Source organism: Sphingomonas citri (assembly GCF_019429485.1).
In the GTDB taxonomy this organism is placed as follows: domain Bacteria; phylum Pseudomonadota; class Alphaproteobacteria; order Sphingomonadales; family Sphingomonadaceae; genus Sphingomonas; species Sphingomonas citri.
Map to the genome: position 1 here is coordinate 496327 of NZ_JAHXZN010000002.1, position 23074 is coordinate 519400.

A 23074-nucleotide genomic window follows, 5' to 3' on the forward strand; every position below is an offset into this window, starting at 1 on the left:
CCGGCGGCTCAGATCGCCGCCAGCGCCTGCTCCATGTCGGCGATCAGGTCGTCGGCATCCTCCACGCCGATCGAGATCCGCACCAGATTGTCGGTGATTCCCAGCGCCTGCTTACGCGCGTCGGGCACCGACAGGTGGGTCATCGCCGCCGGATGGCTCGCCAGCGTCTCGGTACCGCCGAGGCTGACCGCCAGCTTGGCGATCTTGAGCGAGTCGAGGAAGCGGAACGCCTCGGCCTCGCCGCCCTTGAGGTACAGCGAGAAGGTCGAGCCGCCACCGGTGCAGTGGCGCCGGTAGATGTCGGCCTGTCGCCCCTCCGCCTCGGCGAGGAAGCCGAGGTAGCCGACATGCTCCACCTTGGGGTGATCGCGCAGAAAGGCGCACACCTTGGCGGCATTCTCGCCGGCGCGGCTCATCCGCAGCTCGAGCGTCTCGAGGCTGCGCAGCAGCATCCAGGCGGTGTTGGGATCGCAGATCGTGCCGATCGTGTTGCGCATCGCGCGGATCGTGTCGATCACCGCCTTGGACCCGAGCACGCCGCCCGCGACCAGGTCGGAGTGGCCGCCGGCATATTTGGTGAGGCTGTACACCACCACGTCGGCGCCGTGCTGGAGCGGCTGCGACCAGAGCGGGCCGAGAAAGGTGTTGTCGATCGCGATGGGTGGCTTCTCCGCGGCACTACCCCAGATCGCGTCGCGGCTGGCGGCGACCGCCTCGACGTCGACCAAGGCGTTGGTCGGGTTGGCCGGGCTCTCGAGATAGATCAGCGCGACCCGGCCCGAGGCGGCCTTGGACAGCACATTGTCGATCTCCTCGCGCGTCGCGCCCGCGGGAAAGTCCAGCCAGTGGACGCCGAAGCGGCCGAGCACGCGCGCGATCAGTGTCTCGGTCGCGGCGTAGAGCGGGCCCGAGTGGACGATCGTGTCGCCCGGCCGCACCAGCGACAGGAACAAGGTGGCGATCGCGGCCATGCCGCTGGAGAAGGTCAGCGCGTCCTCGGCGCCCTCCCAGATGCCGAGCCGGTCCTCCAGGATCTCCTGGTTGGGGCCGTTGAAGCGCGAGTAGACCAGCCCCGCCGCGCCGCCGGGGCGCTTGCCTGTGACACCCTCGAAATGGCGCTTGCCCGCCGCCGCATTGGGGAAGACGAAGGTGGAGGTGAGGAACACCGGCGGCTTGAGCGCGCCTTCCGAGAGCGTCGGGTCGTAGCCGTGGCCCATCATCAGCGTCGCGGGCTTGAGCCTGCGCCCGCCGATCGCGTCGACCTCGGGCTTGGGCGAGACGCGGGTCTCGACCCCGGTCAGCTCCTGCTCAGTGGGTTCGTCGGCCATGCGATCGTTTCTCCTGATACTTACGGCGCACGGTAGGGCACGAAAGCGCCGAGCGCGCAACTGCCCGTGGGAATGCGCGCGGGCAGATCGACCGTCTGCGCGATGTCGCCGCGGCACAGCCGGGTCTGATATTGGCGCGTGACCAACGTGTCGCCGCGGCGCACCCGCTCGCACCCGCCGCCAGTCTCGCTGACATAGACCAGCTTGTTGCTCACTCGATAGACCAGCTTGGTGCCGTAGGCGGAGAGGTCGGGTCGGGTGAAGCGCGTGTCGATACACTCCTGCGGCTTGCCGGCGGTTTTGCCGGCCACGAGCTTCTGATAGTCGGCGTCGGGCGCGCGGTCGCGCGGGGCGGCGGCGATCGCGCCCGCGCTCAGCAGCGCTGCCGCGGCGAAAGTGGGGAGGAAACGCATGACCTTACCTCGTTCGTCTCAGGAGCCCCCGCGGGCAGTCTAACGCACGAGGCGGCGAGTCGGGAACACCGGTACGTCATGCGACGCGACGTGTCGGCGCGCCCGTGACGTCGCCGAGAAATAGACCGCAACATTTCACGATCCCGACACAATCGCGTCCTAGCGCGTGCCCCGCGGGGGGAACCGCATGGATCGAGGGGCCGCCAGGGGGCCTCGTGCGACGGTGACGCGGTGCGCTGACCGCACCGCGGCGTCGCCCCATGCCTCTTGCCGCGAACAGACAAGAGGACATCATGCGCTCACCCAAGTCGATCCTGCTCGCCACCGCCGCCATCGGCCTCGCCGCGCTGACCCAGCCCGCGCTGGCGCAGGACGTGCCCGCCACCGCGCCCGCCGCGAATGCGGCCGACGACGGGCTGGGCGAGGTGGTCGTCACCGCCGAGCGCCGCAGCGAGAACATCCAGCGCGTGCCCGTCTCGGTCGCGGTGGTGGACGGCGACTCGCTGCGCACCTTCCAGGCCGGCGGCGAGGACGCGCTCGCGCTCGCCGGGCGCGTCCCCGGCCTCTACGCCGAGACCACCACTGGCCGCATCTTCCCGCGCTTCTACATCCGCGGCCTGGGCAACATCGACTTCTACCTCGGCGCGTCGCAGCCGGTGTCGATCATCCAGGACGACATCGTGCTCGAGCATGTCGTGCTCAAGTCCAACCCGGTCTATGACGTCGCCAACGTCGAGGTGCTGCGCGGCCCGCAGGGCTCGCTGTTCGGGCGCAACACCACCGCGGGCATCATCAAGTTCGACACGATCCGCCCGGGCCAGACGTGGAGCAGCCGCTTCAACGCCTCCTACGGCAGCTACAACACCGTCACCTTCGACGGCGGCGTCGGCGGCCCGATCGTGCAGGACAAGATCGCGATCCGTCTCTCCGGCCTGTACCAGCACCGCGACAATTGGGTGGACAACAGCTTCACCGGCACCGGGGCGGACGGCACCCGCGGCGGCCGCGACCAGCTCGGCGGCTTCGACGAGCGCGACGCGCGGCTCCAGCTGCTGTTCACGCCGACCGAGGACCTGTCGGTCAACGTCTCGGGCCATGTCCGCTCCTACGAGGGCACCTCGACGATCTTCCACCGCGGTGCGCTGCTGCGCGGGCAGAACAACATCAACCGCGAGCCGCGCGACCGCGTCGCGCTCGACGAGGCCGACGGCAACCCGCAGGCGTACAAGACCTATGGCGGCTCGGTGAACGCCGCCTGGGATTTCGGCGCGGCCACGCTGACCTCGATCACCGGCTATGAGACCACCTCGGGCTACAGCCGCGGCGACACCGACGGCGGCGCCGCGGTCAATTTCGGCGGTGTCGGCTTCGGCCAGAGCGAGGGCCGCGTCCGCGACCTCGACCAGTGGACGCAGGAGCTGCGCCTCGCCAGCAACGGCGACGGCGCGTTCAAGTGGCAGTTCGGCGGCTTCTACTTCGACAGCCGCGACGTCACCGACTTCTACCAGCGCGGCTTCTTCCTGCGCCCGGGCACGACCGGCTACAACCCGAACAACTGGGTGCGGCTGCACAACGTCAACACCAGCTGGGCGGTGTTCGGTCAGGCGAGCTACCGCCTCGCCGACCGGCTGACGCTGACCGCGGGCGCCCGCTACACCGAGGACGACAAACGCACCGAGCTGGTCCGCTCGGGGCGCAACGCTGCCGGCACCACCGAGACTTTCCCGGCGAGCGCGCCGCGCAGCGTGAAGCTCTCCGGCAAGGAGCCGAGCTGGGACGTGTCGGCGCTGTACGAGCTGGACGATGCCACCAGCGTCTACGCCCGCGTCGCGCGCGGCTTCCGCGGCCCGACGATCCAGGGTCGCTCGGCGGTGTTCAACACGCCTTTCACCACCGCCGACTCCGAGACGATCATGTCCTACGAGGCGGGCGTGAAGTCGCGGCCGACGAGCAACCTGCGCCTCAACGCGACGGCCTTCACCTATCGCGTCAAGGACATCCAGCTCAACGGCAACGACGCCGACGGCAACGGCGTGCTGTTCAACGCCGACCATGCCGATGCGTACGGCGTCGAGGCCGAGCTGGAATGGCGGCCGATCCGCAACATCACCTTCTCGCTGGGCGGCAGCGCGATCCACACCGAGATCAAGGACAAGCAGGTCTATGCCCAGGTCTGCGCCTTCGGCGGCGTGGTGACCTGCACGGTGCAGGACCCGACGATCACGCGCACGATCTTCGGCCAGCCCGCGGTGCTGGCGCAGATCGACGGTAACCCCCTGCCCAACGCGCCGCGCTGGCAGCTCGATGCCGCGGTCCGCTACGACATCCCGCTGACGAACGAGGGCAATCTGTTCGTCTCGAGCGACCTCAACGTGCAGGGCTACACCAACCTGGTGCTGTATAAGACGCGCGAGTTCTACGCCGACGGCAATCTCGAGCTGGGGCTCAAGGTCGGCTACACCACCGCCGACGGCAAGTATGAGATCGCCGCTTTCGCGCGTAACATCACCGACGAGAAGAACCTCAAGGGCGTGATCGAGAACTACAACGCCGCGGTGTTCAACGAGCCGCGCGTGGTGGGCATCTCGCTCGCGGGCCGCTTCAATTGAGGTGACGGCGCGAGGGGAGGCATCCTCCCATCTCGGCGCGAGTGTCTGCTGATCGCGGCCCCACTCAAGCCGCCACCCCGGCGAACGCCGGGGTCCAGGTGGGAAGGCCGTCGTGAGACTCGCGCACGTCGCCCAGCTGGACCGGCGTTCGCCGGGGTGGCGGCGTGCTTGGAGGTGAAGCGTTCGCACGGCTAACGCTTCACCAGCGGGGTCGCCCTCCCCTCACAGCGCCGCGATCCAGTCGGGCAGCTCGCCCAGCCGCGCGAGCTGGCGGAAACGCGGGTGCGCCGTCGGGGCGGCGGCGACCTCGTGGCTCCACGCCAGCGGCTGCGGGATGTAGGCGCCCCACGCCCCCGCCGCCAGCGCGGGCAGCACGTCCGAGCGCATCGAATCGCCCGCCATCACCGCGCGCTCGGGCGCGCAGCCGTAGCGATGGAACACCCGGACGAACGTGTCGGCGCGCTTGTCGCTGACGATCTCCACGCCGGTGAACAGCTGCCCCAGCCCGGAGGCGGCGAGCTTGACCTCCTGGTGGAGCAGGTCGCCCTTGGTCACCAGCACCAGCCGAGCGTGCGCGGCGAGCCGCTCCAGCGTGGCGGCGACGTCGTCGAGCAGCTCCACCGGATGGTCGAGCAGGGTCCGCCCGATCTCGAGCAGCCGCCGCACGCTCGCCGCCGGCAGGTCGTCGCCGGCGAGCTCCAGCGCGGTCTCGATCATCGAGAGCGTGAAGCTCTTCGCGCCATAGCCGTAGCGCTTGAGGTTGCGCACCTCGATCGCCTCCATCCGTGCGCGCGCCGCGGGTGCCGCGGCGAAGGGCGCGACCAGCTCCGCGAACGCCTGCTCGGCCGCGTCGAAGAAGCGCATGTTGTGCCAAAGGGTGTCGTCCGCATCGAGGCACACGAGGTCGATGGTCATGGCAGCAGGTCTCCGCAGCCGCGCTTAGGCGAGCGCGCGGCGCGTGTCAGCCGGGCGCGTCGAGCCAGTCGCGCGCGAGGCGCTCGGCCGCGGCCCGGTCCGCCGCGGCGGCGATGGGGTAAGGCCAGGGGCTGCGGCCGCCGGCGGCGTCGAGCCGCGCCTGCCACGCCGCGCGCTCGTCGGCGTCGGGTACGACGAAGACCGCGCCGCGGACCAGCGTCGCCGACACGTCGCGCCGCGCCTTGAGCCACCGCGCAAGTGGCCGCCCCGCCTCCGCCGAGGGCCGGTGCGCCCCATCGAGCAGCAAGGCCAGCTTCGTGCCAGCGGCGAGCAGCGCGTCATCGTCGCCGGTCCAGCGCTCGCCGTCGGCGGCGGTGATCAGGGCGCGATCGGTCGAGCGATAGAGGCCGGGCGCGACCGCGGTGAAGAAGGCTTCGGTCACGCCAGCGCCGCCATCACGCGTGCCGAGCTCAGCGCGCCCGCGAACAACTCGCGTCGCTCGGGACAGGCTCTACAGGGCGGCAGTCGATCGAGCCGCGCCGGGTCGGCGAACAGCGCGCACAGCAGCGCCTCGTCGCCGTCGGGACCGATCGGGCAGCCGCGGCACAGCTGACGCCCGAGGCAGGCCTCGCCGATCGTCATCACGCTGTCGATCACCGGCGCCATCATCTCATAGCCGAGCGGGGCGAGCAGCGCGTGGAGCCGCTGCTGCACCGGCGCGCGCTGATCGCGGGCACAACGCCAGCAGCGCGCCGCGCGCGCGAGCAGCGCGGCGGGAAGCGGGGGAGCGACGCTCATGACCGCACTCCCCACCGCCCGACTCAAACGCAATAAGCCTCGTAACCGCCGCCGAAGCGCTGACGCATCGTCGCCTTTTCCCGCGGCACGCGCAGCAGCCACGGCGCCGCCATTTCCGGGATCACCACCGCGTCGGCGACCAGGTTGTGGGCCAGCAACGGCTGTGTCAGCGCGGCCACGAACAGCGCCAGCGTGGCGAGCAGCAAGAGCTGCCCTTTCACACCCGCCGGCCGCGGCGTGCGCGGGCTCAACATCGTCGCGGCGTGATCGTCGGGCGTAGCACTGCTCCTTAACGCTACTGCGAGTCTCTAGCACATTAACTGAGCTCTTGCTACTCCGCATGTGCTCGATCCTGTCGCTACGAAGACCGGTTGGCGCGCGGATCGCCTGGCAGGGCACTGCGTTATCGACCCATGACCGATGATCGCCACCGCACCGCCGACCCCGCGCACCGCCGTCAGCCAGCGTTCGACAAGGACGAGGGCACGTTCGGCCAAGGCTTCAGCCGCGAGGACGAGCGCAGGCTAGGCGAGCAGATGCCGGCCGGATCCGTCGCGCCCAGCGAGTCGCGCGTCGATACGGTCGACCCAGCGCTGCCGCCCGAGAATGGGCGCCGCGCGTCCTTCGACCCGGCGACCGGCGAGGTGCACGGCAGTGGATCGGGTGCAGGCGGCGGCAACCCCGGCGAGGACTTCGAGGAAGACCGCAGCGGCGGCGACGGTCTCCCGCTCACCGGCAAGGCGGACGGCGAGCGCTAGCTTTCGCTACTGAGCGGGGATGCCGCCTCCGTCACAGCGGCACCGCGTCTCACGCCGCCGCCCGTAGCTCGCCCACCGCTTCCCGCAGTTCGTCGTTCGCGAGCGCCGCGCGCGACAATCGATCCTCCAGCATAGCGGCGAGCTCGCCGAGTCGTTCGTGACCGAACAGCCGCGCGGTGCCGGCGAGCTTGTGGAGCCCGTCGAGCGCCTCCTCCCGACCGCCGCCTCCGGCTGCCAGTGCTTCCAGCGCGGCGAAGGTCGCCTCGGTCCGCGTCGCGAAACGGGCCCGTAGCGCCGGGCTGATCGCCGGCGACGATGGCGCGGGCGCCGCCCGCGTCGGGGCGAAACGCGCGACCGTCTCGGCCAAATCAGAAGCGCGCAACGGCTTGGCGACATGCGCCTGCATTCCCGCGGCGCGACAGGCCGCGACGTCGTCGACGAAGGCGTTGGCGGTCAGCGCCACCACCGGCAGCGTCGCGGCGTCATGCCCGGCGGCGCGCAGCCGGCGCGTCGCCTCGAGCCCGTCCATGCGCGGCATCTGCATGTCCATCAGCACCAGCGCATAGGGGCGCCCCGCCGCGTTCGCCGCGGCGATGGCGGGCAGCACCTCGTCGCCGTCGCTCACCAGCGTGGCGTCGAGACCGATCTGGCGCGCCACCGCGAGCACCAGCTCCTGGTTGATGTCGTGATCCTCCGCGATCAACACGCGCGCGCCGCCGACCGCTCCCGCGGGGGTCGGGCGCGGGCCGGCAAGCGCAGCGTCCTCCGCCGGCGCCACGGCGCGCAGCGGCACGTCGAGCGTGAAGGTCGCGCCCTCGCCCGGCGCACTCGCGACGCCGAGCGTGCCGTTCATCAGCGCCGCCATCTTCGCGCTCACCGCGAGTCCCAGACCGGTCCCGCCATAGTGCCGCTCGGTCGTGCGGTCCGCCTGCGCGAACTCCTCGAAGATCGCGCCGAGCCGCTCGGGCGCGATCCCGATCCCGCTGTCGGCCACGCTGACGCGCAGGCGCCCGTCGCCGACGTCGGCACGCACCACCACCTCGCCCGCGGCGGTGAACTTGATCGCGTTGCCGAGCAGGTTGAGCACGATCTGGCGGTAGCGCAGCGGATCGCCGAGAAGGCGAGGCGGCAGCGCGGGCGCGAGCTCGAGCCGCAGCACCAGGCCCTTCTGCTCGGCCACGGCGGTCATCAGCCCGACGCAGCGCCGCAGTACGTGGCGCAGGTCGAGCGGCTCCTCGCTCAGCCGCATCTCGCCGGCCTCGACCTTGGCGAGATCGAGGATGTCGTTGAGCAGCCGCATCATGGCGCGGCCGGAATCGGCCATCAGCTCGAGGTAGCGGCGCTGCTCCTCGGTCGGCGCGGCGGCGAGCAGCAGGTCGGTGAAGCCGAGCACGCCGTTCATCGGGGTGCGGATCTCGTGGCTCATGTTGGCGAGGAAGCTCGACTTGGCCTGGGTCGCCACCTCGGCGCTGGCGCGCGCCGCCTCCAGCGCCAGCTCGAGTCGCTTGCGCGCGGTGATGTCGCGCACCGCCGCGATCACGCCGCGCGGCGGTCGGCCCGGCGCGTCGACGATCGCGCGAACGCTCGCCTCGAGCCAGCGCGGCGTCTCCTCGCCCTCAACCCGCTCGTCGACCTCGCGCGGGGCCTGTCGGCAGGTCACCACGTCGCGCAGCGCCTCGCCCGCGATCAGCCGGGCGAAGCTGGCGGCCACTGCGCCGCGATCGTCGCGGTGGACGAAATGGTGGAGCGGCTCGCCGATCAGCGCCGCGGGCGCCACGCCGAACGTCTCCTGCGCCGAGGGCGAGGCGTAGAGGCACAAGCCGTCGCGCCCGAGCCGGATCACCGCGTCGGTGGCGTTGTCGGCGAGGAGCGCCAGCTCGGCCTCGGCACGCTCGCGCAGCCGCATGTCGCGCTCGAGCCGCGCGTGTGTCCGTTCCAGGTCGGCGAACTGGCGGCGTCGCTCGCGCAGCACGAAGGCGGCGAGCACGAGCAGCAGCGTCGCGCTGGCGAGCCCGGTCGCGATCCCGAGCCGCTCCAGCCGCGCGGTGCGCGCCTTGCGCGCCACCAGCAGGCGCTGCTCGGCGTCGCGCACGCGCGTCAGCGCCGCCACCACGATCGCGGTCTCGCGCTTGCCCGCGGCCGAGCCGGTGAGCGCGACCGCGGCGGCGGTTCGGCCTTGGTCACGCCAGCGCACCGCCAGAGCCATCTCGTCGAAGCGGCCGTTCAACCGACCGCGCAGCGCCGCGACATTGGCGCGCTGCGCGGGATTGTCCGCCACCATCCGCTCGAGCCGCGCCAGCGCGGGCCGCGCGTGCGCGACCGAGCGCGCGTAGGTGGCGCGCTGCGCTGCGTCGCCGGTCATGACATAGCCGCGCCGATTGATCTCGGCACGCATCGCCTCGATCTGCACCGTGTCGAGCATGGCCCCGACCTCGAACGTGTGCTGCACCCAGCCGAAGGCGGAGCGGCTCTGCACCGCGAGCAGCGCGGCGCTGCAGCCGCAGCTCAGCAGCAGGGTGAAGCCGGCGACGAGCGAGGGCCCGGAGCCCATCAGCGAGGCGAGAACAGGCGAGCGGCGCATCGCCGATCGGGTAGCGGCCTATGGTTAACTTACCGATAGCGACGGCGGAACGGCTTGTTCACGCCCGGGCGCTAAGAGCGAGACGCCCTCCACCGGCGAGTCACCATGCGTCTCTGGTCAAGCCTGCGTGCCCCTCCTCCGCCTTCCCCGTCGATGGCGCGTGTCGCGCGCGCCGACTGGGAGCGCCTCGCCGACGAGCTCGACGAGATCGCCGCCGCGGCGGCTGGGCTGATCGGCACGCCGGCCGCCCTCGTCACGATCGTCGACGAGCGGCTGTGGGTCGCCGGCCGCTTCAATTCGCGGCTGCACGGGCTCGAGCGTGACGAATGCGTCTGCGCTCATGGCATGGCGGAGCCGGAGAGCGTGCTGTGCGTCCCCGACCTCCAGGCCGACGCGCGTTTCGCGCGCATGCCGATCGCGCAGGGGCCTGAGGCGGTGCGGTTCTATGTCGGTGCGGCGCTGGTCGACGCGAACGGCGCGGCGCTCGGCATGCTGTGCGCGGTCGACCAGCGCCCGCGCGCCGCGCCACCCGAGCCGCGATGCCGCGCGTTGCAGCGGCTCGCCCGCGGTGCCGCGATGCGGCTGGGCGCGTGACGGCGCGTTCTCGCGGAATTTGACCTATCACGCGTCATCCTGAGCTTGTCTCAGGATCCACCGTGCCGCACGACCAGGTGCCCGCGGCGATCGCGGTATGGGGATCCTGAAAGAAGTTCAGGATGACGGCGGTCTGGGTCTAGCGTTTCGCGCGGGCGAGCGCCTCGCGCCATCGCCCGCCGCTCACGCTACCTCGGCCGGCGCCTCCGGATAGGCCGCGATCACCGCTCCCAGCGCCACCTCCAATGGCCCGAGATGCGCGGCGAAAGGACGCCAGGCGCGGTCGCCGCCGCGGAAGAGCGGCTGGCGCACTTGCTCGGACGAGGCCGTGCGCACCGCGCGCTCGGTCGCGTGGAAGCTGAGGCACGTATCCTCGAAGGCCAGCCCGCACGCTGCCAGCAGCGCGCGGATCTGCGGCTCAGGCGAGTCGACCAATTCCTCGTGGATCACGCGATGCACCACGCCGGGCTGGACCGCGTCGACGCGCGCCATCAGCCGAACATAATCGCGATAATAGCGCCCCATGTCGGTGAGATCGTAGCTGAACCCCTGCCCGCGCGCGAAATGCTGCTTGTAGTTGGAGAAGCAGCAGGCACGCGGGTCGCGGCGCGCGTCGATGATCGTGGCGTTGGGCAGGATCAGGCGGATCAGCGGCACGTGCGCCCAGTTGTTGGGCAGTTTGTCGACGAAGTAGGGCCGGTCGGTGCGCCGCTGCACCGCGGCGCGGCGCAGATAGTCCTCGCCCAGCTCGCGCGCGCGCTCGGCGGTGAGCGAGGCGAGGCCTTGCGGGTAATCGCCGACCCGCCGCGCGATCGCGGGCAGGTCGGGCAGCTCGGTCGTCCCCTCGACCTGGCTGTGCGAGGCGAGGATCTGCTCGACCAGAGTCGAGCCCGCGCGCGGCATGCCGAGCACGAAGATCGGATCGCGCGCCGCGCAGCCCCAGCCGGCGCGCGCGGCGAAGAAGTCGGGGTTGGCGAGCGTGATGCTCGCGTCGACGAACGCCTCGGTCGCATCCGCGTCATAGACGATGCCGCGCCGCCGCAGCGCGTTGCCCGCGGCGTAATGCGCGAAGGCGCGATCGACGTCGCCGCGCTCCTCCCACGCCTTGCCGAGCGCGAAGTCGAGGTGGAAGCGGTCCTCGTCGTCGCCCGCCTCGGCCAGCGCGCGCTCCATCGCGGCGACGTCATCGTCGGGGAAGCGCACCGTCTTGAGGTTGGCGAGGCTCCACCACGCCTCGCCCAGCACCGGCCGCAGCGCGATCGCGCGGCGATAGGCGGCGACCCCCTCGGCCTGTCGCCCCACCGTCTTGAGCATATGCCCGAAGCTCATCCACACCTTGGGCTGCGCGGGCGCGGCGGCGAGCACGCGTTCGTACAAAGCGATCGCCTCGTCGAAGCCGCCGAGCCGCCCCAGCGCCGCGGCCTTGAGATTGGCGTGGCCGAGATGCTCGGGCTCGATCGCGAGCAGCGCGTCGAGCTCGGCCAGCGCCTCGGTGGGGCGATTCTGGCGATAGAGCACGATCGCGAGATTGGCGCGCGCCGCGGCGAAGCCGGGCGCCAGCTCCAGCGCGCGGCGCAGCAGCGTCTCGGCGTCGCGGTTGCGCCCGAGCCGCCCCGCCAGCTCGGCGAGCATGCGGATCGCGCGCGCGTCGAACGGATCCCGCTTAAGATAGCTCCGGAGCAGCGGCTCGGCGACCTCCAGGCGATTGTCGTGGAGCGCCAGCGCCGCGTCGACTAGCAGGGGCGGCAGACGCCGGGGTTCGCGGACAGACACGAGGGACATGGAAGACCGAGACAATCACGCCGAGGCCGCGCGATCAAGCCGCGCGCTCACCTTCTGGGGCGTGCTGGCGCTGGTGATGGGCAATCTGATCGGCTCGGGCATCTACCTGTTGCCCGCGACGCTGGCGCCGCTGGGTGCCAACGCCACGCTCGGCTGGGTGGTGACGATCGCGGGGGCGATGACGCTGTCGTTCGTCTTCGCGCGGCTCGCCGCGGCGATCCCGCGCGCGGGCGGGCCTTATGCCTATGCCGATGCCGCTTTCGGCCCGGTGATCGGCTTCGCTACCGCCTGGAGCTATTGGACGCTGGTCTGGGCGGGCAACGGCGCGGTGGCGGTGGCGGTGGTGAGCGCGCTCAGCCTCGCCTTCCCCGCGCTGGCGCCGCACGCCGCGATCGCCGCGGTGGTGCTGGTGTGGCTGGCGGTGCTGGTCAACATCCGCGGCGTCGACCTCGCGGTGAAGCTGCAGATGACGACGATGGTGATCAAGCTGGTGCCGCTCGCCGCGGTCGTGCTGCTCGCCGCCTGGCTACTGCTGACGCGCGGCGCGGCCGTGTCGCATGAGGTTGCAGTGCCACTGACGGTGACGGGCACCGCGGGTGCTGCGGCGCTGACCTTCTGGGGCTTCCTTGGCGTCGAGTCCGCGACCGTGCCGGCCGATCGCGTCGCCGACGCGCGCCGCACCGTGCCGCGCGCGACGCTGATCGGCACCGCCGCTGTAGGGGCGATCTACCTGATCGTGTCGAGCGCGATCACCGCGCTGATGCCGCGGGCCACCGTCGCCGCCTCGCCCGCGCCGATCGCGGCGTTCCTCGGGCTCGGATTCGGCGACGGTGTCGCGCAGCTCGTCGCGCTGTTCGCCGCGATCAGCGCGCTCGGCACGCTCAACGGCTTCGTGCTGCTCCAGGGCGAGGTGCCGCGCGCGATGGCGCAGGGCGGTGTCTTCCCGCGCTGGTTCGCGCGCGAGACCGCTCAGGGCACGCCGGCGCGCGCGCATGTCGTCGCGGGGCTGCTCGTCACCGCGGTGACGCTCGCCAATTTCACCCGCGGCATGGGCGACCTGTTCGCCTTCGTCGCCTCGGTGTCGCTCGCCGCGGGCATGCTGGCCTATCTCGCCAGCGCGCTCGCCGCGGTGAAGCTGCTGCGCGACGACCCCGCCGCGCGCGTCGTCGGTGTGATCGCGGCGGTGTTCGTCGGCTGGCTCTCCTACGGGCTCGGCGCGGAGGCGAACGGCTGGGCGCTGGTGCTGCTGCTCGCCGGCGTGCCGGTCTATCTCGCGGTCAGGCGCGGCGGCGCCAGCGCGCGCTGAGCCGGCGGTCGGCGAGGATGGCGTGCGCGGCATTGTGGCCCGGCGCGCCGGTCACGCCGCCGCCCGGGTGCGCGCCCGAGCCGCACATGTAGAGCCCGCGGATCGGCGCGCGATAGTCGCCGTGGCCGAGCACCGGACGCGCCGACCACAATTGGTCGAGGCTCATCCGCCCGTGGAAGATGTCGCCGCCGATCAGCCCGAACTTGCGCTCGAGGTCGAGCGGCGAGTGGATCTGGCGCGCGATCACGCTCGCCTTGAAGTTGGGCGCGTGCGCGGTGACGGTGTCGATGATGCGGTCGGCGACCTGCTCGCGGACGTCATCCCAGCTACGTCCATCTGGCAGCTCGGGCGCGAACTGCTGGCAGAACAGGCTGGCGACGTGCTGCCCCGGCGGGGCGAGGCTGTCGTCGACCGTGCTGGGGATCTTCATCTCGACGATCGGCTGGCGCGACCAGCCGTGGACGCGCGCGTCGTCATAGGCGCGGTCCATATAGTCCATGCCCGGCGCGATGATGATCCCGGCGGTGTGATGCTCGGCGCGGTCGCGCCCGGGCAGCACGGTGAAATCGGGCAGCTCGCTCAGCGCGACGTTCATCCGGAAGGTGCCCGAGCCGATCTTGAACCCGGCGATGCGGCGGCGGAAATCCTCGGGCAGCTCGTGCCCCGCGACCATCTGGCGGTACAGCATCGCCGGCCCGACATTGGCGGCGACGATTGGCGCGACGATCTCCTCGCCGCTCTCCAGCACCACGCCCGCGGCGCGCCCGCCGTCGACCAGCACGCGCGCGACCGGCGCCTCGACGCTGATCTCGACGCCCTCGGCGAGGCACGCCGCCGCCATCGCCTGGGTGATCGCGCCCATGCCGCCGACCGAATGGCCCCAGGCGCCGTACTTGCCGTTCACCTCGCCGAAGACGTGGTGGAGCAGCACATAGGCGGAGCCCGGCGTCGACACGCCCGCGTAATTGCCCACCACCGCGTCGAAGGCGAAGGCGGTCTTGACGTGGTCGTCCTCGTACCAGCCGTCGAGGAAGTCGCGCGCCGACTTCGTGAAGACGTCGAGCAGGTCGCGCTGCGCGGCGATGTCGAGCTTGGCCAACGGCCAGGCCTGGCGCGCCGCGCTGACCAGCTCGAACAGCCCGCCGCCCGCGTTGGGCGGGATCTCGAGCGCGAGGTCGCGCAGCACCTGCGCGACGCGCTCCAGCGCGGCGTCATAGGCGGGGTAGGCGTCGGCGTCGCGCTGGCTGAAGCGCGCGAACTGCGCCTGGGTGCGCTGCGTGCCCCCGCCGAGCGTGAGATAGGTGTCCGGGAAGGGGAAGAAATTGCTGATCGTGCGCTCGATGATGCGATAGCCGCGATCGTGCAGCCTCATGTCCGCGATCACCTTGGGACGCAGCAGGCTGACGGTGTAGCTCGCGGTGGAGTTGCGGAAGCCGGGGTGGAACTCCTCGGTCACCGCCGCGCCGCCGACGACGTGGCGACGTTCGAGCACGCGCACCTTGAGGCCCGCGCGCGCGAGATAGAAGGCGCAGACCAGGCCGTTATGCCCTCCGCCGATGATGATCGCGTCGTAGCGCTGTGTCATGGTGCCCCCTTGTTCGTGTCCTCGGACGTGTTCGCCCCGCCGTTTCCCCACTCCACTGACGTCGCCCCGAACCCGTCTCGTTGTCCACCGTCCCGCACATTTAGGTGCGTCGGCGCTCGCGGCACGGTGGATCCTGAATCGAGTTCAGGATGACGGCATCGGGTGGAGTGAAGGGTGCCTGCGCCAACCTACCGCGGCCCCTTCACACCCCGCGCACCCGCCGCGACCAGCCCGGCGGCGGGGCGCGGTGTTGGCGCGCCTCGGGGATGCGCTCGCGGATCTTGGCCGCGAAGCTGCGCAGGCACACCTCGCTCGCGCCGATCGGCCCGGCGGTGTAGCTCGACGACGCCATCCCCTCCTGCACGCGCTCGATCAGCCAGGTGTCCTCGGCATTGACGGTGCGGTTGATCCGCCAGTTGGCGTAGCGCACCAGCCGCATCTCGCGCCGCTCGTCGGGCAGCGCGAAGCTCATCTCGCGCAACAGGCTGGTGGTCGGCGTCAGCGGCAGCCACTGCATGAAGTCGATCTGGTCGGCGTAGATGTCGAACGCCATGTTGGGCCACAGCTTGTAGTAGAGCCAGCGCCGCTGGCTCGCCTCGGGGAGATGGTCGACGCGCGGCAGATGCGTCTGGTAGAAGCGCTCCCACCAGTCGCTCGAGGCGCGCTCGACCAGCTCGCCCGACATGCGGTCGACCCAGCCCGCCGCCTCGATCGCGTAGCTCTTGCCGAACAGCCGCGTCAGCCCGTCATGCGCGACCGGGATGTGGAGGTTATCCGAGTAATTGTCGCCGACGTTCTTCCAGTTCACCCGCCGTTCGCGCTCCCGCACGTCGGAGAGGCGGCGCATCTCCTCGAAGCGATAAGGCGCCACCTCGGCGTCATACGGCGCCATCATCGTCGCGACGCTCGGCCCGCCGTCATCCTCCAGCCGCACGAAGACGAAGCCGCGCCACGTCTCGACCTCGACCGCTGCGAGCCCGTTCTCCTCGAGCCGGAGCGCGGGATAGTCGCCTTTCATCGGCACGCCCGACAGGCGACCGTCGAGCTCGTACACCCAGGCGTGATAGTGACAGACGAGCTTCCTGGCGCAGCCGCTCGCCCCCTCCACCAGCCGCATCGCGCGGTGGCGGCAGACGTTGTGAAAGCCGCGGATCACGCCGTCGGTGCCGCGGACGGCGACAAGCTGCTCGCCGAGATAGGAGAGCGTCCGCCACGTGCCCGGCTCGGCGAGATCGCTCTCGTGGCAGACGATCTGCCACGAGGGACGGATCACGCGCGCGCACTCGAGCTCGAAATATTCCGGGTCGGTGTAGAGCCAGCCGGGCAGGCTCCAATCCGCGTCGGGATCGGCGTAAGGCAGATCGGTCGAGCGATGCATGGAGGCCCCCGCGTGATTGTTGCACGAACGTATAACAACGCCGCGGCGTGAGCAAGCGCGCCGCTCCCGAGGCACGCCGCGCCGAGCTGATCGCGGCGACCGCGCGCGTGCTGGCGGCGCGCGGCGCGGCGGGCGCCTCAGTGCGCGTGATCGCGGCGGAAGCGGGCGTGTCGCCGGGGCTGGTGACGCACCATTTCGGCGGGGTCGAGCGACTGGTCGAGGCGACCTACGACCATGTCGCCGCGCAGGTCAGCGAGGCGCTGGAGGTGGCGGTGGCGGCGGCGAGCGAGTCGCCGCGAGCGCGGCTGGCGGCCTATCTCGATGCCAGCTTCGCGCCGCCGATCGCCGACCCCGCGCTGCTCGCGACCTGGATCGCCTTCTGGAGCCTGGCGCAGGGCGGCGCGGCGATGCAGGCGAGCCACGCGCGGCATTACGCCGGTTATCGCGCGCGGCTGGAGGTGTTGCTGGCTGAGGCGGGCGTGGCGGCGGATCAGCGACGAATGGCGGCGGTGGGGCTCACCGCGTTGGTCGACGGGCTGTGGCTGGAGCTGTGCCTGTCGCCCGGCGCCTTCTCGGCAGCGGAGGCGCGCGCGGCGGTGGCGGGGTATCTGGCGGCGGTGTGAGGGGGGCGCGCGCGTCCGGCGACTAAACGTCCCGCCGCCCCGGCGCACGCCGAGGTCCAGTCGGGAAGTCCCTCGTGGGAGCAAGCAGCGTCCCCCAACTGGGCGCCGGCGTTCGCCGAGGCGGTATGAGGTCAGGCGGAGCGTCTCATCCGGACTTGCCTACTCACCCGCCCAGGCGGCTGATCACGCCGACGGACCCCCCTCGTTCTCACTTCGCCAGGTCGCCGAACAGCGACACATAATAGCGGATCCCCGGCGCGATGTTGCGCACCTCGGTGCGCTCGTTGAGGCCGTGGCTGAAATCGTCCGACTCCTTGATGAAGGTCGGGCTCGCGCCGTAGCTCGGCACGTGATGGTAGCGGAACCACATGCTGTCGCTCGCCCCCGCCGACATGCTCGGGAAGACCGGCACGCCGGGCCACGCCTTCCCCACCGCCCTGGTCACCGCGGCGACGAAGTCGGGTCGCATCGGCGAGGCATCGTTGGCCACCGATCCCTCGCTCACGTCGCGGATCGTCAGCGCCGGCTCGGCCGCGACCTGCTTGAGCGTGGCCATCACCTCGGCGGGCTTCACGCCGGGGAAGATGCGGCAGTTGATGTTGGCGGTGGCGCGCTGCGGCAGCGCGTTGAGCGCGTGCCCGCCGGACACCATCGTCGACACGCAGGTGGTGCCGATCTGCCCGACATAGGCCGGGTCGGCGGCGAGCACCGCGATCGCTTTCTCGTCTTTCGGGTTCTCGGCGAAGGCGCGCATCGCGGCGGCGAGCTCGCCGGTCTTCTGCTTGGCCGCCTCGCGGAAGAACGTCCGGGTGACGTCGGAGAGCTGCGGCGTGAAGCGATACTGCCCGATCCGCACCAGGGCGGCGGAGAGCTGGTTGATCGCGTTCTGCGGCCGCGGCGCGGAGCTGTGCCCGCCCGGGTTGGTGACGGTCAGCTCGAAGTCGGCGTAGGTCTTCTCCGCGCCGTTCCAGGTGAAGAACTGCGGCTTGCCGTCCTCGGCGAAGCGCCCGCCCCCGCCGTCGATGTTGATCACCAGCTCGGCGTTCTTCAACTGCTCGGCGATGAGCGCGCTGGTCTTCATCCGCGTCTCCTCGTCGCCCGAGAATTCGAGCACGATGTCGCGACGCGGCTTGAAGCCGGCGTGCTTCATTCGCAGCAGCGCGGTCATCGCCACGGCCGCATCCAGCTTCATGTCGGTGGCGCCGCGGCCGTAGAGGTAGCCGTTCTCGACCACGGGAGTGAAGGGATCACGCTGCCAGTCGGCGGGCTTGGCCTCGACCACGTCGATATGGCCCGAGACGACCAGCGGCTTGGCCGACGGATCGCTGCCGCGCCAGCGCGCGACGAGATAGGCGGTGTCGTCCACCGGGGTGATCGTCACGTCCGAGTCGGCGAAGCCGCCGGCGACGAGCACCGACTTGAGATAGGCGGCGAGCTGCGGCGTCTGGTTGCCCGCGCCGGCGACGCTGCGGAACGCGATCGCGCGCTTGGCGATATCGAGCGCCTGCGCGTCGGAGCCGATCGCGGCGGTGTCCGATGAAGGCGTCTGCGCCAGACCGGGCGTCGTGATCAGCGCGAGCGCCGCGCCGAGAAGGAAGAGATTGCGCCCGATCGCCATGCACGATGCCCCTTTGTCTCTGGAGGACAAAGCGTATCGCACGGCCCCGCGGACGCAAGCGGGATCGCTGCGCCGGGCCGCGTCGCATCCGCGATGCGCGGCCCGGCGCAAGGCCAGGTCAGGCCTTCTTGGCGCTCAGGTGCGCGCTGAGGTGCTTGTTCATCTCGAACATGCTGGCCGACTTCTTGCCGAAGATCTTCTCCAGCTTGGCGTCGGCGTTGATCTGGCGCTTGTCCTTCTCGTCCTGAAGGTTGTTCTTCTTGATGTATTCCCAGACCTTGCTGACGACCTCGCTGCGCGGCAGGTCGTTCTTGCCGACGATCTCGGCCAGCTCGGGCGACGGGGTGACCGGGGCGGTGATGCCGCCGCGTGCGCCACCGGCGGCCTTGCCGGTCGACTTGACCTTCTTCTCGGCCGCGGCGGTCTCGTCCTTGCCGCGCTTCTCCGCTGATCGTGCCATCACACTCTCCTCTTTCCGCAGAAATGGTCCCCACGGCGCATCGGCCGATGCTCTGCCGTCCCACTCTGCCCACGGAGCGAACGCCGCTGCAAGTGAAACGATGCGTCTCGCCGCCCTTCTGAACGGCTCGGCGCGATAATCGCTCGCTATGCCGACCAGGCGACGGCGCTCGGCGCCGCCGCCCCGTCGCTCAGAACCGCGTGCGCACGCTGACCGCGTAGAGGCTGTCGTCGGTGCGGGTGTCGCGCCATAGATAGTCCTCGTTGATGTAGCTGCGATAGCGCGAGCGCAGGATGTTGCTGCCCTCGACCGTCACCGTCACGTTCTTCGTGACGTCATAGCCAAGGCTGAAATCGAGCCGGCCGTTCGGGCGGACATAGTTGAGCCACACGGGGGTATCGATCGGGCGGACGTCGCCGGTACCGGTACGGTCCTCGTCGAAGTAGCTCGAGCGATACGTATAGACGACCCGTGCCGAGATGCCCTTGCGATCGTACAGCAGGCCGGCGTTGAAATTATACTTGGACACACCCTGGAGCGCGTAGCCGGCGAGCGGATCGTCGCCGCCCACCTCGGAGTCGGCCAGCGTGAAATTGCCGAACGCGCCGAAGCCGGCGAGATCACCCGGCAGGAAGGAGAAGAAAGTCTGCGCGCTGGCCTCGATCCCCTTCAGCTTGGCGGTGCCGACGTTGCGCGGGCGCGAGATATTGTAGGTAACGCCCTCGATCACCTCGGCGGTGGTCGCGTTGAGCACGCGGTCACTGATGTCGCGATAATAGCCGGCGATCGCGATATAGCCGTCCTTCCAGTAATATTCGAACGTCGCGTCGTAGCTGTCGGACTTCTGCGGGCGCAGCAGCGGATTGCCGCCTGAGCCGCTGTTGCGGATGTTGGGATTGGTCGAGACGATATAGTTCAGCCCCGGGTTGAGCGACCCGAACGCCGGCCGCGCCAGCGTCCTGGCATAGGTCGCGCGGAGCTGGAGACCGCCGCCGAGCTGGAGCCGCGCGCTGGCGTTCGGCAACCAGTCGGTGTCGCTCGTCCGCGACGTGCTGGTCACCGGCGCGCCGCTCACCTCGCCGGTGCCGCTGATCTCGCGGTCGGTCTTGCTCAGGCGCACACCGACGCGGCCATCGAGCACCACCGGGCCGTCGCCGAACGGCACCTCATAGCCCGCCTGGGCGTAAGCGGCGTAGCTCTTCTCGGCGACGTCGAACCGACGCGTCGGCTGGAACGCCGGCTGCCCCGCGGGTGCGCCGAAGAAGGCGCGCAGCGACTCCTGCCCCGCGCTCGAGAGAAGATAGTCGCGCGAGGGCAGCAGGAAGGGCGCACCGTTGTTGATCTGCGGGATGCCCGGCGCGCGTTCGAGCGGCAGCTCGGTCGCGGTGATCGGGGTCGCGAAGGAGCCGCCGGGCGGTGAGATCCCGAGCTGCACCTGCTGGAAGTTGGCGGTGCGATCGGCATATCGACCGCCCACCTCGATCGTCTTGACGATCGTGCCGAGCTCGTAGCTGGCATCGGCCTTCGCCGCGAACAGCCCGCCGCTGGCGCGCGAATAGTCCTGGAACAGCGCGTTGATGAAGGTGTAGCCCGCCGGATCCGCCATCGGATTGTTGGGGGCGGCGACCGCGGCGGTCTGGTCGCCGTTGGTCAATCCGAGCGTGACGCTCGGCACGCGCTTGCCGATGTCGACGATGAAATTGGCGTTGTTGGTGATCGACCGCTCGTAGCTGAGGTCCACGTTCGCCTTGGCCGGGCCCTGATCGAAGCGGAAGCCGCCCGCGGCGAGCCAGGTGTCGGTGCGATTGTCATGCGCCTGGGTCGAGGTGAAGGCCTCGAGGTCGTTGAAGGTCGCGGCGTTGAAGGCGCAGAGGTTCTGCTGCGTGATTTGGCTCGCGGGGGTCGTCGCGTTCGGGTTGAAGCCATCGGACGCGACCCGCGCGGTGAAGCAATTGTCCGATGGGTCGACCCCGGTCACGCTCGTCGCGGTACCGAGCCGATATTCGTAGAAGCCGGTGGTGAACTTGCTGCGATAGGCCGAGTAGAGGCCGTCGACATAGACCTCCAGCGCGGGGCTGGCCTGCCATTGCAGCGAGGCGTTGGCCTGCGGGCGCTGGTAGCGGCCATATTCATTGAGCCCGCCGGTGGAGATCGGCAACAGCAGCCCGCTCGCCCCCTGCGGCCCGCCCGCGCCCGACCGACGGTCGGCGACGTAATTGTACGGACGGTTATAGGGGATGTCATACCAGGAAACGTTGATCAGCGCGCCGATCTCGCCGATCCCGGTGTCCCAGCGATCGGTCGCGAGGAAGCTCACCTGCGGCCCGAGCTTCTCGGCGTTCGAGGGGTAGTTGAGCTTCCCGCTCAGCGCGATCGTCGGCTCGGTGTAGTTGAATGCCTTGTTCAGTCGCAGGTCGATCGTGCCCGCCACGCCGCCCTCGATCAGATTGGCGGTGTTCGACTTGAACACGTCGACCCGCGCCACCGCCTCGGCGGGCAGGTCCTGGAAAGCAAATCCGCGCCCCTCGGCGGTGAAGATCTCGCGGCCGTCGAGCGTGGTGAGGATGTCGGGCAGGCCGCGGACGAGCGGGTTGACGATCTCGTTGTTGCCGCCGACCGTCACCTGCACGCCGGGCACACGCTGCAGCGCGGCAGCGGTGGTGGGATCGGGGAACTTGCCGATGTCCTGCGCCACGATCGAGTCGACCACCTGCGGCGCCGAGCGCTTGATCTCGGCCGCGCGCGCGAGACTGGCGCGGATGCCGGTGACGACGATCTCGTCGCCGGTGGTCGCGGTGTCGGGCGCAGCGGTATCGGGCGCGGCGGGGGGAGGCGCGACCGCGTCGGCGCCGGGAAGCGGCGCGCTATCGCTGCCCGCAGGCGCGTCGGCGTCGGTCGGGGGCGGCGTCTGCTGCGCGTTGGGCGGCGTGCTGCCCTGCTGGGCGAGCGCGGGAACGGCGGCGGTCAGCGCCACCAGGGATACGGACAGCGCGAGCATGTGGCGCATGGGACCTCTCCTGACATGGTCGTCGGGCCGCCTCCGCTGCTTCGCGCGTCGGTCCGCAAGAGCAGCTACTTATCAGATAAATAGACGAGGCGTAGCGGCAACCTTGCTGACCTGAAGCAAGAATGCGCTCAATCGTGGAGCGGTCTGGGCAGCGCGCGTTGGGTGAGTGGCACCTCGGGCAGACCCGCCGCGCTCCAGCGCACGCGCGCGACATGGGGAGCACGGCGGGCGGTGCAGCCCTGCCCCGCCGCCTTGTTGGCGTGATAGACGATCCAGGTCTCGCCGCGGCGAGGCTGGAAAAAGGCGTTGTGACCGGGCGCGAACACCCGCGCGCCGGCGCTCGAGGCCAGGATCGGGCGCGCCGCCTTGGTCCAGCTGGCGGGATCGAGCAGATTCGCGTCGGCGCGCGCGCGGAGCAGGCCGACGGCATAGCCGTCCGACCAGCAGGCGCTGCCCGAGTAGCTGAGGATGAGATCGCCGCGCGGCCCGCGCAGGAAGGCGGGACCCTCGAGGATCTGCCGGCCGCCCTGCCGCTCCCAGGCGCGGTCGGGGCGCGCGATCACGCGCTCGAATCCGGTCAACGTCCAGGGATCGCGCATCGCCGCGATCGCGAGGACGCTGTCGGGCCCATCATAGGCCGAGTAGACGAACCAGGATCGGCCTTGCGCGGTGAAGACGGTGCCGTCGAGCCCCGGCAGGCGCGTGTTGACGCGGCCGCGATCGACCCAGCGGCCGGAGAGTGGATCGCTGGCGCGGTTCTCCAGCACGAAGACGCCGCGATGGGAGTCGTCGTCGTGTTCGGCGTTAGCCGCGGTGTAATAGATATACCAGCGACCGTTGAGGCGGTGGAGCTCCGGCGCCCAGATCGATCGTGCGTTGGCGCCGTTGGCGGGCGGCTGCCAGACGGTCGTCTCGACAGCGTCGTCAAGGCGGGCGAGGTCTCGCGTGCGCCGGATCGCGAGACGGTCGCCGCGTGTCGCCATGACATAATACCAGCCGTCATGAGCGATGACATAGGGATCGGGTGCGGAGTCGAGCAGCGCGCGCTGTGGCACATCGCGGGTCGACGAGGCGGCCACCAGCATGGCGGCGATGGCGAGCAGGCGAAGCGCGTGGGACATGCTAGGTGCATGACGCGTAAATCATTGACTTTGCAAGGAGGTCGCTCGCGCGCGCCGGCGCAGGTCCGCATCGTGGTGGAGAGCGGTGTGTGTGAATGGGTTCTTGGATGATGGATATGTTTCAACGCGCGGGCTTCAATGCCTGGCGGCGACCTACTCTTCCATCGCTTGAGCGATAGTACCATTGGCGCGGTCGGG

Annotated in this window: 19 protein-coding genes; 5 read left to right on the forward strand and 14 right to left on the reverse strand. The window is 70.5% G+C overall.

What is annotated here, in order from left to right:
- Nucleotides 1-8: 8 nt before the first annotated feature.
- A complete protein-coding gene (locus KZ820_RS10355) occupies nucleotides 9-1328 on the reverse strand; it encodes a cystathionine gamma-synthase family protein (protein ID WP_219748521.1) in 1320 nt (439 codons plus the stop codon).
- Nucleotides 1329-1348: 20 nt separating this feature from the next.
- Nucleotides 1349-1741, reverse strand: a complete 393-nt coding sequence (locus KZ820_RS10360) for a hypothetical protein (protein WP_219748522.1) — start codon at nucleotides 1739-1741, stop codon at nucleotides 1349-1351.
- A 293-nt stretch (nucleotides 1742-2034) separates the two neighbouring features.
- Between KZ820_RS10360 and KZ820_RS10365 the strand changes: the two genes are divergently transcribed.
- A complete protein-coding gene (locus tag KZ820_RS10365; RefSeq protein WP_219748523.1) occupies nucleotides 2035-4350 on the forward strand; it encodes a TonB-dependent receptor in 2316 nt (771 codons plus the stop codon).
- 222 nt (nucleotides 4351-4572) lie between these two features.
- On the opposite strand, the gene KZ820_RS10370 is transcribed toward KZ820_RS10365, so the two are convergent.
- From KZ820_RS10370 to KZ820_RS10385, 4 genes are read right to left on the reverse strand one after another with little or no spacing between them, the layout of a single operon-like run.
- Entirely contained in the window at nucleotides 4573-5265 is a 693-nt protein-coding gene (locus KZ820_RS10370) for an HAD family hydrolase (RefSeq protein WP_219748524.1), read from the reverse strand.
- A 46-nt stretch (nucleotides 5266-5311) separates the two neighbouring features.
- Nucleotides 5312-5707 (reverse strand): hypothetical protein, encoded by a 396-nt coding sequence (locus KZ820_RS10375; RefSeq protein ID WP_219748525.1) that lies wholly within the window; start codon nucleotides 5705-5707, stop codon nucleotides 5312-5314.
- Nucleotides 5704-6063 carry a hypothetical protein gene (locus KZ820_RS10380; protein ID WP_219748526.1) on the reverse strand — a complete coding sequence of 120 codons (360 nt, stop codon included), beginning with the start codon at nucleotides 6061-6063 and terminating at the stop codon, nucleotides 5704-5706. The genes KZ820_RS10375 and KZ820_RS10380 overlap by 4 nt, the downstream gene beginning before the upstream one ends.
- 23 nt (nucleotides 6064-6086) lie before the next feature.
- Nucleotides 6087-6269 (reverse strand): hypothetical protein, encoded by a 183-nt coding sequence (locus KZ820_RS10385; RefSeq protein ID WP_219748527.1) that lies wholly within the window; start codon nucleotides 6267-6269, stop codon nucleotides 6087-6089.
- Between the two features lie 207 nt (nucleotides 6270-6476).
- Between KZ820_RS10385 and KZ820_RS10390 the strand changes: the two genes are divergently transcribed.
- Nucleotides 6477-6821 (forward strand): hypothetical protein, encoded by a 345-nt coding sequence (locus KZ820_RS10390; RefSeq protein ID WP_219748528.1) that lies wholly within the window; start codon nucleotides 6477-6479, stop codon nucleotides 6819-6821.
- A 49-nt stretch (nucleotides 6822-6870) separates the two neighbouring features.
- Here KZ820_RS10390 and KZ820_RS10395 read toward each other — a convergent pair whose 3' ends face one another.
- Complete coding sequence (locus KZ820_RS10395) at nucleotides 6871-9402, reverse strand: hybrid sensor histidine kinase/response regulator (RefSeq protein WP_219748529.1); 2532 nt, start codon at nucleotides 9400-9402, stop codon at nucleotides 6871-6873.
- Between the two features lie 153 nt (nucleotides 9403-9555).
- Here KZ820_RS10395 and KZ820_RS10400 point away from each other — a divergent pair, with 153 nt between their 5' ends.
- The gene (locus KZ820_RS10400) at nucleotides 9556-9996 is read left to right on the forward strand and encodes a GAF domain-containing protein (protein WP_219748530.1); all 441 of its coding nucleotides are present in this window, start codon (nucleotides 9556-9558) and stop codon (nucleotides 9994-9996) included.
- Between the two features lie 183 nt (nucleotides 9997-10179).
- Here KZ820_RS10400 and KZ820_RS10405 read toward each other — a convergent pair whose 3' ends face one another.
- Nucleotides 10180-11778, reverse strand: a complete 1599-nt coding sequence (locus KZ820_RS10405) for a tetratricopeptide repeat-containing sulfotransferase family protein (RefSeq protein ID WP_219748531.1) — start codon at nucleotides 11776-11778, stop codon at nucleotides 10180-10182.
- On the opposite strand from KZ820_RS10405, the gene KZ820_RS10410 reads away from it, so the two are divergent.
- On the forward strand, nucleotides 11777-13084 hold the full coding sequence (locus tag KZ820_RS10410) for an amino acid permease (RefSeq protein WP_219748532.1): 1308 nt from the start codon (nucleotides 11777-11779) through the stop codon (nucleotides 13082-13084). The genes KZ820_RS10405 and KZ820_RS10410 overlap by 2 nt on opposite strands.
- Here the strand turns inward: KZ820_RS10410 and KZ820_RS10415 are convergent.
- Both KZ820_RS10415 and KZ820_RS10420 read right to left on the reverse strand, forming a co-directional pair.
- Complete coding sequence (locus tag KZ820_RS10415) at nucleotides 13056-14669, reverse strand: phytoene desaturase family protein (RefSeq protein WP_219748533.1); 1614 nt, start codon at nucleotides 14667-14669, stop codon at nucleotides 13056-13058. The genes KZ820_RS10410 and KZ820_RS10415 overlap by 29 nt on opposite strands.
- Before the next feature lie 202 nt (nucleotides 14670-14871).
- Nucleotides 14872-16047 (reverse strand): aromatic ring-hydroxylating oxygenase subunit alpha, encoded by a 1176-nt coding sequence (locus tag KZ820_RS10420; protein ID WP_219748534.1) that lies wholly within the window; start codon nucleotides 16045-16047, stop codon nucleotides 14872-14874.
- 47 nt (nucleotides 16048-16094) lie between these two features.
- Between KZ820_RS10420 and betI the strand changes: the two genes are divergently transcribed.
- Nucleotides 16095-16670 (forward strand): transcriptional regulator BetI, encoded by a 576-nt coding sequence (gene betI / locus KZ820_RS10425; protein ID WP_219748535.1) that lies wholly within the window; start codon nucleotides 16095-16097, stop codon nucleotides 16668-16670.
- A 208-nt stretch (nucleotides 16671-16878) separates the two neighbouring features.
- Here the strand turns inward: betI and KZ820_RS10430 are convergent, their stop codons facing one another.
- From KZ820_RS10430 to KZ820_RS10445, 4 genes are all read right to left on the reverse strand, one after another.
- Entirely contained in the window at nucleotides 16879-18288 is a 1410-nt protein-coding gene (locus KZ820_RS10430) for a M20/M25/M40 family metallo-hydrolase (protein ID WP_219748536.1), read from the reverse strand.
- 118 nt (nucleotides 18289-18406) lie between these two features.
- Nucleotides 18407-18748 (reverse strand): SWIB/MDM2 domain-containing protein, encoded by a 342-nt coding sequence (locus KZ820_RS10435; RefSeq protein WP_183924416.1) that lies wholly within the window; start codon nucleotides 18746-18748, stop codon nucleotides 18407-18409.
- Between the two features lie 190 nt (nucleotides 18749-18938).
- The gene (locus KZ820_RS10440; RefSeq protein WP_219748537.1) at nucleotides 18939-21755 is read right to left on the reverse strand and encodes a TonB-dependent receptor; all 2817 of its coding nucleotides are present in this window, start codon (nucleotides 21753-21755) and stop codon (nucleotides 18939-18941) included.
- Between the two features lie 128 nt (nucleotides 21756-21883).
- Entirely contained in the window at nucleotides 21884-22876 is a 993-nt protein-coding gene (locus KZ820_RS10445; protein WP_219748538.1) for a glycoside hydrolase family 43 protein, read from the reverse strand.
- Between the last annotated feature and the right edge of the window lie 198 nt (nucleotides 22877-23074).